Source organism: Gammaproteobacteria bacterium (assembly GCA_015709695.1).
Lineage (GTDB): Bacteria > Pseudomonadota > Gammaproteobacteria > Steroidobacterales.
In genome coordinates this window covers 1,567,978-1,580,289 of the sequence record CP054183.1, presented here as the reverse complement: position 1 = coordinate 1,580,289, position 12,312 = coordinate 1,567,978, and the positions used below count along the sequence as shown (strand labels likewise).

Here is a 12,312-nt window from a genome sequence, read left to right as displayed (position 1 = left end):
TAACATTACGACCACTGGGGGTGACAAGCCATGCGGATACGATGGGCAGGACTGGCGCTGGCGGCGGTGGCCGCGGCAGGGGCAGGGACGGCCACGGCACGCGAGGTGGCGACTGCGGTGCAGGGCAGGTTCAACAGCAGCCAGGAGAACGCCTGCATCCACGTCTCGATCTTCTTCTACCTCAGCGATTGCAGCTACGCGCGCTCGCATGCCGAGATCGCCGGTCAGGCCCTGCCCTGGGTCGGCCCGACCGTGAACCCGGTGTACTACGTGCCGGGCAGCCCGCACTCTGCGCCCGACTACGTGCCGGTGGCCGGCGATGACCGCATCGCGCCGGCGCTGAGCGGCACGCTGACCATCGACGACCGCGGCACCCGCGATGGCGCCGACGACCGCATCGCCGGCCGGCTGGTGGTGGGTCCTGCCGCGCGTTCTGTGGTCGCCAACGTCAACGAGCTGGCCGGTGGTCCGGCTGGCCGCCCGCCGCGGGCGGTGATCTCCTGGTCCGCCATCACCCACAAGCTGGAACCGACGCCCGTCAGCAGCGCCACGCGCAATGCCGCGGGCGGCTTCGATTACGTCATCGGCAGCAAGGGATTCCCGGCGCGCATCTGCCGCGCGGCGGATGCCGGCGACTGCTTCCCCAGCGCCAGGGCGCCGAAGACCACCGACGGCCAGAAGGGCGAGGGCGTCTGGGCGGCGCCGGGCAACGTCGGCAACACCCGCGACAGCGCGATGGACGGCAATGCCGGCGCGCGCACCAGCGCGGTGATGGAGGGCTACCACTGCACCGACAACCGCGGCGGCATCACCTGCCCGAGCCACAACGTGGTGTGGCGCAACGCGGAGGAGCCGGTGCCGGGCGCGCGCAACCTCTCCGAGGCGCCGGGCCTCGACAACCTGCTGCTGCGCGTGGTGACCGATGCCGCGGGCCGGGTGGTCGCGGCGCAGGGATTCTGGACGCAGGAATACCGCATCGACGCCGGGCCCGACGCCTTCCAGGTGCCGGAAGGCCACGACAATTCCTGGCAGGGCGGTTACCTCGAGCTCGAAGCGGCGCGGAGGGCACCGTGATGAACCATCGATCAGCCGCTGCGGTACTCGCCGGCTTCTGCCTGGCAGCCTCGGCCACGACCGGCCTGGCGGCAGCCGTGGGCAACCTGCGCCCGGCCGAGGACCTGAACCCGGATCCGCACATCCTCGAGGTGCGGCTGGTTGCCGAGGCGGCCACCGTCGACCTCGGCGGCGTCAGCGCCCATGCCCTGACCTTCAACGGCGCCATCCCCGGACCCGAGTTGCGGTTGAAGGTGGGCGACGAGGTCATCGCCCATTTCACCAACCGGCTCGCCGAGCCGGTGAGCGTGCACTTCCACGGCATCGAGCTCGACAACGCCCACGACGGCACCACCACCACCCAGGACCCGGTGCCGACCGGCGGCACGTTCACCTACCGCTTCCACGTCACCCGGCCCGGCATCTTCTGGTACCACCCGCACGCCATGATGCCCACCGACCAGGTCTTCAAGGGCTTGTACGGCGTCGTCGTCGTGGAAGACCCGGCCGAGCCGGCGCTGATCGCGCGCGGCGTGCTGCCGCGGCAGGCCTACACGCTGATGCTCGCGGACACCACCGTGTGCAAAGCGCCCGGCAGCAACGACACGGCGACATTCCCGGCCGATCCGGCGCTGCCCTGGTCGCTGACGGCCAAGGGCCTCGGGACATTCCCGGGCAACAGCGCCTACCCCACGCCCAAAGACCTCTGCGAGACGCCGCGCGATGGCCACGGCCATCCGCTCGCCAGGGTGCTCGCCGCCGGCGACATCCCCAACGTGCAGCCCCCTGGTAACTGCGGCGGCAAGACTTCCTGCCGCGTGAACGAGGGGCAGATCGTGCTCGGCAACGGCCGCATCGCGCCCGAGGTCGAGGTCCGTGCCGGCCAGGGCCTGCGCCTGCGCCTGGTCAACGCCGCGGTCAGCCGCTATTTCCGCCTCTGGCTGGCGGATGCCAGCGGCCAGCGTGTCAGCCTGGTCCGCGTCGGCGGCGAGGGCGGGCTGCTGGATCGCGCGCGCCTCGAGGGCGGCCGGCAGGGCAGCCTCGACCTGCAGTACGACCCCGGCGAGATCATGCTCGCCAACGCCGACCGGGCGGACATCGTCTTCACCGTGCCCGATGCGAAGCCGGGCGAGGTGCTCACGCTCTGGACCGGCGACTACCAGCACTACGGCACCACGGAGTATCCGTTCGGCTATGGCGGCGTGCCCTCGGCGCCGGTGCTGAAGCTGCGGGTCAGCGGCCGCGCGGCGAAGGCCGAGCGCTTCAGCATCGCCGCGGGCGCGCCGCTGCGCCTGCATCCGGCGGTGCAGGCGCCGGTGGAGGACCTGCGCGGGCTGCCGATCACCGCGCACCTGCAGGATCCGGCGAAGTTCGAGGTGCCGCTGCCCGGCAGCGCGGACGAGTCCATCCTGTTCACGGTGCTCGGCCTGCGCGAGTCCATAGACGGTATCCACGGCATGGCGCTCGAGGGCGGCGGTGCCGGCGGCTACCGCGCCATTCCGTACCTGGCCTCCAGCCGCTACGCGCGGGTTGGCGACCTGCTCGAGCTCACCATCCGCAACGGCACCCAGCAGCATCACCCGCTGCACCTGCACGGCTTCTCGTTCCAGCCGGTGCGGCTGCTCGATTCCACCGGCAAGCTGGTCTACGAGTACGACTACAACGAGTTCATGGACACCATCGACGTGCCGGCGACGCACCAGCTGGTGTTCCGCGTGCGCCTGCACGACCGTCCGCTCGCCGGCGGCGACAAGCCCGGGGGCGCGGCCGGCCGCTGGATGCTCCACTGCCACATCTTCAACCACGCCGGCATCGGCATGATGGCGGAGCTGGTGGTGCTCGAGTAGGCGCCGGCCGCGGGCCGCCTAGGGACGCTCGACCTGCACCAGCTTGATGCGCCCGGAGGCGCCGGCGCGGATGCGCACCGCCGAGCGGCTGCAGCCGAAGTGATCGGCTACCAGGGCGAGGAGCTCGGCGTTGGCCTTGCCGTCGACCGGCGGCGATTTCAGCCTGGCGACCCAGCTGCCGTCGGCCGCCTGCTCCAGCGACGAGGCGCGGCTGCGTGGCCTGACCCTGACCTGGAGGGTGACAGCGGCCACGATCCAGCCGTCACTCGTAGCGCAGCGCTGCGATCGGATCCATCTTCGCCGCCTTGCGCGCGGGCCAGAGGCCGAAGAACAGGCCGACCCCGGCGCTGAAGCCGAAGGCCATGGCGATTGCCGCCAGCGACACGGTGGCCTGCCAGCCGGCGAAGGTGGTGATCAGGCGCGAGACGCCGAGGCCGAGCAGCACGCCGATGGCGCCGCCGAGCAGGCAGATGATCATGGCCTCGATGAGGAACTGCACGAGGATGCTGAAGCGCGTGGCGCCAAGCGCCTTGCGGATGCCGATCTCGCGCGTGCGCTCGGTGACGGTGACCAGCATGATGTTCATGATGCCGATGCCGCCCACCACCAGGCTGACGCTGGCGATGCTGGCGAGCAGGATGGCGAAGATGTTGGCGGCGGTCTGCTGGAAATCGAGGAACTGGCGCGGGTCCTGGATGCTGAAGTCGTTGTCCTGTCCGGGACGGATCTGGTGCTCGCGGCGCATGATGCGCTCGATGTCGACGATGGCCTGCTGCATGCCCACCCCGGGCGTGGGCTTGACGCTGATCAGGTCCAGCGTGGTGGTGCCGAACAGGCGGTAGCGGCCGGTGTTGAGCGGCACCCAGGCCTGCTCGTCGACGTTCCTGAAGCCGGTGGTGCCTTTCTCGCGGAACACGCCCTGGACGCGGAAGGACAGGCCGCGGATGTAGATGGTCTTGCCGACGATGGAATCGGCGGTCTCGTTGAACATCGGCGGCACCTTGGCGCCGAGCACCACCACGGCGCGCTTGGCGACGTCGTCGGCGGCATCGAACATCCGGCCCGCCTCGATGTGGTAGTCCTGCACCGCCGCGAAGTTGGCGGTGGTGCCGACCACACGCAGGTTGCGGTTCTGGTTCATGAACTTGACCTGCTCCATGCCGGAGCGCTCGGGCACCGCGGCGGCGACGGTGACGCCATCCGCCAGCAGCGCCGCGACATCGTCGATGTCGAGCTTCTCGGAGGCCTTGGCGACGCCCATCTGGAACACCTGGCCGGGGCGGATGCTGAGCAGGCCGGCGCCGAGGGCCTCGATCTGCTTGTCGACTGCGCCGCGGGCGCCGGCGCCCACCGCCAGCATGGTGATCACCGAGGCCACGCCGATGATGATGCCGAGCATGGTGAGCATCGAGCGGAACAGGTTGGCCCGCACCGACTGCAGCGCCACCAGCAGCAGTTCACCGAGCTGCATCGCCGCCTCCCGGCCGGGTGCCACGCTCTGCCGCGGGCTGTTCCGCCTTGTCGGTCGCGGCGGGCTGGCCGTTCTGGCCGGCCTGGCCGGCCTTGTCTGCCTGGCCCGCCTTCGTGTCCTGGCCGGGCTTGCCCGCGGGCTTCTTCGCGCCGCCGGTGGGCATGACGCTGAAGCGGCGCATCATCTCCCGGCCGCGCGCCTGCTGCTCCAGCAGCCCGGTGCTCGGCAGCATGAACACCGCGTCGCCTTCCCTGAGCCCGGCCAGCACTTCGCTGAACTCCAGGTCGGTGATGCCGGTTTCCACGTTGACGGCGACCGGCTTGCCGTCGCGCCTGACGAAGGTCCAGTAGTGGCCGCCGTATTCGTAGCCGCTGCTGCCGGCGCCCTGGCCACCCGCCCTGGCCAGGCCATCGCCGAGCTCACGGCGGACTGCGGCCTCGTCGAGACCCATGGCGGCGGCATCGGTGCCGATTTCCCGCGGCGTGCGCAGCGCCACCGTCGGCACCGCCAGCACGTTGTGCCGCTCCGCCACCTTGATCTCGACATCGGCATTCATCCCCGGGCGCAACAGCCCCTGCGGGTTGGGCAGGCGGATCAGCACGGCGAAGGTGGTGACGCTCTGGTCCTGCTTCGCCTGCGGCTCGATCTTGTAGACCTCGCCGGGGAAGGGCTGGTTCGGGTAGGCAGTGACCTTGACGGTGACTGGCTTGCCCGGCTCGATCTTGCCGACGTCGGTCTCGTCCACCAGCGCGCGGACCTGCACCGTGGTCAGGTCGGCCATCTTCATCAGCGAGGTGCCGCCGCCGAAGTCCTTCATCGGCGAGGAGATCACCTGGCCGGTCTCCACCAGTTTCTCGATGATGGTGCCGGTGATGGGCGCGCGCACATCGGTGTCGTCCAGCGTGATGCGCGCGTTCTCCACCGCGACCTGGGCGCTGACGACGTCGGCCTTGGCATTGGCCAGTTCCAGCTGGGACTTCTCGTAGTCCACCTCGTTGATGGTGCGCGACTGGACCAGCTGCCGCGAGCGGGCCTCCTGGGTCTGGGCAATGCTGCGCCGCGCGATGGCGGCTTCCAGCGAAGCCTGTGCCTGGGAGAGCAGGTTGCGCGGGGTGCGCTTGTCGATCTGCACCAGCAGGGTGCCGGCCTGCACCAGCTGGCCGGTCTCGCCGTTGACCTTCAGCACCTCGCCCGAGGCCTTGGACTTGATCTCCACGGTCAGCAGCGGCTCCACGGTGCCGGCGGCCTCGACGGCGACGACGATGTCGCGCCGGCCGATGGTCTCGGTGCCGAACTTCGGCCCCGCGTCCTCGGCGTTGCGGCCGCAGCCGCCGAGGAGCAGCAGGCCGCAGGCGGCCGCGGGGATGAGCAGGAATCTGGTGTCATGCATGGGCAATATCCGTCTCGATCATTCCGTCTCTGAGCCTGATGATGCGCCGGGCGCGATGCGCCACCTCGTCGTCGTGGGTGACCAGCACGATGGTGTTGCCGGCCGCGTGCAGTTCGTCGAAGGTGGCGAGGATCTCGGTGGCGGTGTGGGAATCCAGGTTGCCGGTGGGCTCGTCCGCCAGCAGGATGCTCGGCCGGTTGATGAGCGCGCGGGCAATGGCCACCCGCTGGCGCTGCCCGCCGGACAATTCATTGGGCCGGTGGTGCATGCGTTCGGCAAGGCCCACGCGGCCGAGCGCCGCAGCGGCACGTTCATGGCGCTCGTGGCGGCCGACGCCGGCATAGACCAGCGGCAGCTCGACGTTGCGCAGGGCGGTGGCACGCTGCAGCAGGTTGAAGGTCTGGAAGACGAAGCCGATCTCGCGGTTGCGGACATGGGCGAGTTCGCTGTCGCCCATCTTCGATACCCGCCTGCCGTTGAGCGTGTAATCGCCGCTGTCGGGGCGATCCAGGCAGCCGATGATGTTCATCAGCGTGGACTTGCCCGATCCCGAGGGTCCCATGATGGCCACGTACTCGCCGCGCCCGACGCCGAGGTCCACGCCCCGCAGGGCATGCACCACCGAGTCGCCCATGGCGTAGCTGCGGCCGACGCCGCGGATGGTGATGACCGGTTCGCCGGCAGTGCTCATGGCAGGCAATCGTCCCCTGGTTTGCGGGCCACCATGCCACGGGTATGGGGTTGCCACTGTAACAATTTGTTTCCGCAGGGCATGCCCGTGGCCGCCCGTCAGCCGGTCCGCCGCTGCCGGGCCATCAGCAGCGCCGTGAACCGGCGCGCGGCCAGGGGGAACAGGCCGAGCAGCAGCAGCGACAGCACCAGGCCGGGCGACAGCAGGTCGGCGGTGCTGTCGATCCGCGCCAGCTGCACCCCGGCATTCACGAACAGCAGGGTGGAGGGCAGCATGCCGAGCTGGCTGACCCAGTAGAAGGTCCCGAGCGGCAGCCGGGTCAGGCCCATGACCAGGTTGATCAGCCAGTACGGCACGACGGTGGCCAGCCTCATGGCGAGCAGGTACCAGGCGCCGTTGTCGCGGATGCCGGCATCGGCACGCGCCACCGGTCCGGGAAATCGCCGTTCCACGAAGCCGCGCAGCAGGAAGCGCGAGATGGCACAGGCCGCGGTGGCGCCACAGCTGCTGGCGAAGGACACCAGCACGCTGCCCCAGGCGAGGCCGAACAGCGCGCCGCCGGCCAGCGTGCAGGCCAGCGCTCCGCCGGGAATGCCGGTGGCGGCGATGGCCACATAGGCGGCGAAGAACAGCAGCGGGGCCGCCAGGGGGTGGGCATCCGCCTGCGCGCGCAGTTCCGCATAGTGCCTTTGCAGGGACTCGATGCCGAGGAACCGGCCGGCATCCAGCATCACCCAGGCGAGGATGGCCGTGGCCAGCAGCAGGAGCACGAGGAGTCGACGGTGGTTCATGCGCGGTCCGGGCTGGAGGCTGTCCGGCGGAGCGCGCACGATACAATGCGTGCCCGGCCAGAGGAACGGGTCAGAGGGACGGGTCAGAGGAACCGGTCGGCCGGCCCGGTGGAGGGGTGCATGCAGGCGCATCGCCGTTTCTACATCGGCGGCCGCTGGGTCGAAGCGGCGGCGCCGCGCGATTATCCGCTGACCAACCCGGCCACCGGGGAGCGGGTGGGCAGCATCGTCCTCGGCGGGGCGGCGGACGTGGACCGTGCCGTCGCCGCCGCGCGCCAGGCCTTCCCGGCCTTTGCCGCCAGCAGCGTCGCCGAGCGGCGCGAGCTGCTCGCCGCCATCGCGCAGCGCTGTGAACGCCGGCGGGAGGACCTTGCGCGGGCCATTTCCGCGGAGCTCGGCGCGCCGATCGGTTTCGCCCGGCGGGCCCAGGCCAGGCTCGCCGCAGGCCACATGCAGGCGATGGTCGAGGTGCTCGCGCGCTACCCCTTCACCGAGGACCGTGGCCGGTTGCGCCTGCAGCGCGAGCCGATCGGGGTATGCGGGCTGATCACGCCGTGGAACTGGCCGCTCAACCAGATCGCCTGCAAGGTCGCCCCGGCGCTGGGTGCCGGCTGCACCATGGTGCTCAAGCCGAGCGAGCTCGCGCCGCTGTCGGCGCTGGTCTTCGCCGAGATCCTCCACGAGGCCGGCGTGCCACCCGGCGTCTTCAACCTGGTGCAGGGCGATGGCGCGGACACCGGGCAGGCGCTGGCGGCGCATGAGGGGATCGACATGGTGTCCTTCACCGGCTCCACCCGCGGCGGCATCGCCGTGGCCAGGGCCGCTGCCGACACCGTCAAGCGCGTGCACCAGGAGCTCGGCGGCAAATCGCCGAACATCATCCTCGACGAGGGAGTGCTCGGACGGGCGGTCAGCTGGGGCGTGCGCGAGTGCTTCCAGAACAGCGGCCAGTCCTGCAACGCGCCCACGCGCATGCTGGTGCCGCGGGCGCTGCACGACCAGGCCGTGGCGCTGGCCTGCGAGGCCGCCGCGGCGCTGCGCACCGGGGATCCGGCCGACCCGGCCACGGATCTCGGCCCGGTCATCAGCCGCAATCAGTACGAGCGCATCCAGCGGCTGATCCAGTCGGGCATCGACGAGGGTGCGCGCCTGGCCCTGGGCGGCACCGGCCACCCGCCCGGCCTGGATCGCGGCTTCTACGTGCGGCCGACGATCTTCGCCGGCGTCGATGCCGGCATGACCATCGCGCGCGAGGAGATCTTCGGCCCGGTGCTGGCGATCATGCCTTTCGTCGACGAGGCGCAGGCGCTGCACATCGCCAACGACAGCCACTATGGCCTCGCGGCCTATGTCTCCGGCAGCGACCCCGCGCAGGTGCGTCGCGTCGCCGGCCAACTCCGCGCCGGCATGGTGCATCTGAACGAGGCGCCGATGAACCTGCACGCGCCCTTCGGTGGCTACAGGCAATCCGGCAATGGCCGCGAGTGGGGCGAGTTCGGGCTGGAGGCCTTCCTCGAGCTGAAGGCGATGCCGGGCTGGGGGCAGGCCTGAGTGGCCGGGAAGGCCGGCTGCCGCCGGCCTTCCCGACTCCGGCGCCCGCGATCCCCCGCGACGACGCTCTCCCTCCCCAGGGACTGATGACGGACCGGCGCAGCCTGCCGCTCCGTGCCTGCCAGGATTGTAGCAACTGCCGTGGCGACCGCCAGCGCCGCGTGCCAACGGCTCTGCGACACCCTGCCGCTTGCCCGGGACACCGTCGCCGGCACAGACTGCGGTGACAGCGCCGGGGGGAGAAGGCAGCATGGACAACGCACAGGCCGGGTCGCTCGAGGCCGCGCCAGCACGCCTCGGTCCCTTCCATCTCTCTGCGGGCACCAGCCGGGGCAATGCCGCGACACTGCTGTTCGGCACCTTCAGCACCATCGGTCTGGTCACCTTCCTGAGCTTCGTCAACCCGTACCTGTTCCATGTGCTCGGCATCCCCACGGACCAGCAGGGCGCGCTCTCCGGCCTGCTCGTTTCGCTGAGCGAGATCACCGTGGTGCTGCTCGGCGCCGGGGTCGGTGCCTGGTCGGACCGCGTCGGGCGCCGGCCGGTGCTCATCGCCGGCCTCGGCATCATGGCGCTTGGCTTCGTCGTGTACCCGCTGGCGCCGTCGGTCGCCTGGCTGGTGGCGTTGCGGCTGCTCTACGCGGTCGGCATGGCCGCCGCCATCGTCATGCTCTCGACCTCGATCGCCGAGTATGTCGCCGAGCGCTCGCGCGGGCGCTGGATGGGCGCGGTGGGCGTGTGCAACGGGCTGGGCGTGGTGGTCACCGCGACGGTGCTCGCCAAGCTGCCGCTGGTGTTCGCCAGCAACGGCTTCAGCGAGGTCATGGCGCTGCGCCTGAGCTTCTGGGTGCTGGCGCTGGCGGTGCTGCTGCTGGCCTGGCTGATGCGGGCCGGGCTGCGCGCACCGGCGCAACCCGCGGCACGGGCGCGCGCGAATCCGCTGCGGCTGACGCTGCGCGGCGTGGCCATCGGCCGTGCCAGGCCGCGTGTCGCGCTCGGCTACCTGACGGCCTTCGCCGCGCGCAGCGACCTGACGGTCATCACCACGTTCCTGTCGCTGTGGATCGTGCAGGCCGGCCTCGCTGCGGGCATGAGCGTCAGCGCGGCGACGGCCCGGGCCGGCATGGTCTTCGGCATCTCGCAGGCGGTCGGGCTGCTGTGGTCCTTCGGCATGGGGCTGGTGCTCGACCGGCTGCCGCGCCTGGCCGGTGTGGCCATCGCCTTTGCCGCCGCCGCGGTGGGCTACCTGGCGCTGGGGCTGGTGGACGATCCGCTCGGCGGCGCCATGATCCTCGCGGTGATCGTCGCCGGCCTCGGCGAGGCCAGCGCCGTGGTCAGCGCCGGCACGCTGATCGGCCAGGAGGCGCCGGCGGAGGACCGCGGCGCAGTGCTCGGCACCTTCACCCTGGCCGGGTCCAGCGGCCAGATCCTGCTGACGGTCGCCGGCGGCCAGCTGTTCGACGTGGTGGGGCCGCATGCGCCTTTCGTGCTCATGGGAGCCGTCAACCTGCTGGTGTTCGGCGCGGCGCTGGCGGCCTGGCGCCGTGACGCGCGCGGCAGGGCGCGCGCCGCCGTCGTGGAAGGAGCCTGATGATGCGTGGTCTGGTCAAGCGCTTTGCCGACGGCGGGCTCTCGCGACGGGATTTCACGCTGGGCCTCGCGGCGCTCGGTTTTTCCGCATCCGCGGCCGATGCCGTGGCCTCGGCGCTCGACCCCGGCGTGGCGCTGGCGCAGCCGCTGCCGGCGGCCGGCACGCGCATGAAGGGCACCGGGGCGGAGGTGTTCGTCGAGACCCTGCGCGCGGCCGGCATCCGCAACGTCTTCGGCACCACGGCCACCGGCATGTCGCCGTTCTTCGACGCCATCACCCTGCGCCCCGACGTGCGCCTGATCCTCTCGGTGTCCGAGTCGCAGGCCACCAGCATGGCGCAGGGCTTCGAGCTGGCGAGCCTGCGGCCGGCGGCGCTGTTCGTGCCGGGCGTGGCGGTGCCGAGCACGCTCAACAACCTCTACAACGCCTGGAAGGACCGCTCCGCCATCGCCGTGTTCTCCGACGGCCCGGGCAACGAGATCCCGGGCCGCGACGGTTTCGAGCAGATGGACGACTGGCTGGCGCCGGCCGCGGAATTCACCAAGTGGCTCTGGCAGGTGGAGCAGACCAGCCAGATCAGCGAGATGACCCGGCGCGCCATCCGCGTCTCGCAGACGCCGCCGGGCGGACCGGTGCACATCCGCCTGCCGAACGAGATCCTGGCGGCCCGTGACGTCGAGCAGGTCATCTTTCCGCAGGAACGTTTCGCGGTGCCACCGGCCATGCAGCCGAAGGCGGAGCCGGTCGAGACGGCGGCGCGGCGGTTGCTCGAGGCGCGCCAGCCGCTGCTCAGCGCCGGCGGCGAGGTGACGCGGGCGGGCGCCAACGCGGAGTTCCTCGCGCTGGCGGAGCTGCTCGGCGCGCCCTTCACCCAGAGCCTGAGTGTCTACGGCGATGTGCCTTTCCGCCACCCGCTGTTCGCCGGCTTCCACGGGCTGGGATTCCCGCGGGCCAGCGCCGGCACCGACGTGTTCCTCAATGTTGGCGCCGCCATGCCGGATCCGGCCTTCATCACTGCGCCGGTGCCACGCGATGCCTTCGTCATCCAGGCGCGGGTGGAGGCCGAGGCGATCGCCATGAGCCAGCCGGTGGACCTGCCGATCGCGGCCGGCGTGCGCGAGACGCTGCAGGCGCTGATCGATGCCATCCGCGGCATGGCCACGGCCGAGCGCCTGCAGGCGATCCGCGAGCCGCGGCTGGCGGCGGCGCGCGCCGCGGCCGTCGCGGAAGACGACCGGCGCCAGCAGGCCGCCCGGGAGCACTGGAACGCGAGCCCCATGTCCTGGGAGCGGGTGTCCGCCGAACTGGAGGAGGTGCTGGAGGCGGACGCCATCGTCGTGCCTGAACTCGACTACCGCACACCCTACCAGTGGCTGGACTTCTCGCCGGGCCGCAAGCGGCTCATCGGCCAGACCACCGGCTTCGCGCTCGGCTGGGGCATCGGTGCCGCGCTCGGCGTGAAGACGGCATTGCCGGACCGCGAGGTTGCCTGCCTGCTCGGCGATGGCGCGATGCTGTTCGGCCAGGTCGAATGCCTGTGGACCGCCGCGCGCCATGACATTCCCGTGCTCATCCTGGTGCTGAACAACCGCAGCTACGACAACGAGCGCAACCGCATCCAGGCCGCCTCGCCGCTGTGGCGCAACCAGCAGACGCGCGCGCAGTGGCGCGACGTGAGCGGCTACCTGGGCAAGCCGGAGGTGGACTTCGCCGGCCTGGCCCGCGGTTTCGGCATCGAGGGGGCCAACTGCAGGACGCCGGCGGAGCTGCGCCGTGCCCTGCGTCGTGCCAAGCGGGTGCTGGCCGAAGGACGGCCGTTCCTGGTCGATGCCCTGATCATGCAGCTCGACCGCGGCATGAAGCGCACCGAGCAGACCTGGTATCCGCAGATCTCCATCGCCGCCGAGCGCCAGCGCAAGGTCTAGGG

10 protein-coding genes are annotated in these 12,312 nt (G+C 71.1%); 5 read left to right on the top strand and 5 right to left on the bottom strand.

Annotation, left to right across the window (positions count from 1 at the left end):
* The first annotated feature begins 30 nt into the window (after window positions 1–30).
* Window positions 31–1,074 carry a hypothetical protein gene (locus HRU81_07465; protein QOJ31942.1) on the top strand — a complete coding sequence of 348 codons (1,044 nt, stop codon included), beginning with the start codon at window positions 31–33 and terminating at the stop codon, window positions 1,072–1,074.
* Entirely contained in the window at window positions 1,074–2,900 is a 1,827-nt protein-coding gene (locus HRU81_07460; protein QOJ31941.1) for a multicopper oxidase family protein, read from the top strand. Before HRU81_07465 ends, HRU81_07460 begins: the two co-directional genes overlap by 1 nt.
* An 18-nt stretch (window positions 2,901–2,918) precedes the next feature.
* Here the strand turns inward: HRU81_07460 and HRU81_07455 are convergent, their stop codons facing one another.
* From HRU81_07455 to HRU81_07435, 5 genes are all read right to left on the bottom strand, one after another.
* Complete coding sequence (locus tag HRU81_07455; GenBank protein QOJ33334.1) at window positions 2,919–3,155, bottom strand: DUF167 domain-containing protein; 237 nt, start codon at window positions 3,153–3,155, stop codon at window positions 2,919–2,921.
* A gap of 7 nt (window positions 3,156–3,162) precedes the next feature.
* The gene (locus tag HRU81_07450; GenBank protein QOJ31940.1) at window positions 3,163–4,371 is read right to left on the bottom strand and encodes an ABC transporter permease; all 1,209 of its coding nucleotides are present in this window, start codon (window positions 4,369–4,371) and stop codon (window positions 3,163–3,165) included.
* On the bottom strand, window positions 4,358–5,761 hold the full coding sequence (locus HRU81_07445) for an efflux RND transporter periplasmic adaptor subunit (GenBank protein ID QOJ31939.1): 1,404 nt from the start codon (window positions 5,759–5,761) through the stop codon (window positions 4,358–4,360). Before HRU81_07445 ends, HRU81_07450 begins: the two co-directional genes overlap by 14 nt.
* Entirely contained in the window at window positions 5,754–6,452 is a 699-nt protein-coding gene (locus tag HRU81_07440; GenBank protein ID QOJ31938.1) for an ABC transporter ATP-binding protein, read from the bottom strand. The genes HRU81_07445 and HRU81_07440 overlap by 8 nt, the downstream gene beginning before the upstream one ends.
* A 98-nt stretch (window positions 6,453–6,550) precedes the next feature.
* Window positions 6,551–7,243 carry a TVP38/TMEM64 family protein gene (locus HRU81_07435; GenBank protein ID QOJ31937.1) on the bottom strand — a complete coding sequence of 231 codons (693 nt, stop codon included), beginning with the start codon at window positions 7,241–7,243 and terminating at the stop codon, window positions 6,551–6,553.
* 120 nt (window positions 7,244–7,363) lie between these two features.
* Here HRU81_07435 and HRU81_07430 point away from each other — a divergent pair, with 120 nt between their 5' ends.
* The 3 genes from HRU81_07430 (at window position 7,364) to HRU81_07420 (ending at window position 12,310) form a co-directional block, all read left to right on the top strand.
* Window positions 7,364–8,794: an aldehyde dehydrogenase family protein gene (locus HRU81_07430; GenBank protein ID QOJ31936.1), complete on the top strand. Its 1,431-nt coding sequence runs from the start codon at window positions 7,364–7,366 to the stop codon at window positions 8,792–8,794.
* A gap of 250 nt (window positions 8,795–9,044) precedes the next feature.
* Complete coding sequence (locus HRU81_07425; protein QOJ31935.1) at window positions 9,045–10,385, top strand: MFS transporter; 1,341 nt, start codon at window positions 9,045–9,047, stop codon at window positions 10,383–10,385.
* Window positions 10,385–12,310, top strand: coding sequence for a thiamine pyrophosphate-binding protein (locus HRU81_07420; GenBank protein ID QOJ31934.1), 1,926 nt, complete (start codon window positions 10,385–10,387; stop codon window positions 12,308–12,310). Before HRU81_07425 ends, HRU81_07420 begins: the two co-directional genes overlap by 1 nt.
* Window positions 12,311–12,312 lie beyond the last annotated feature (2 nt).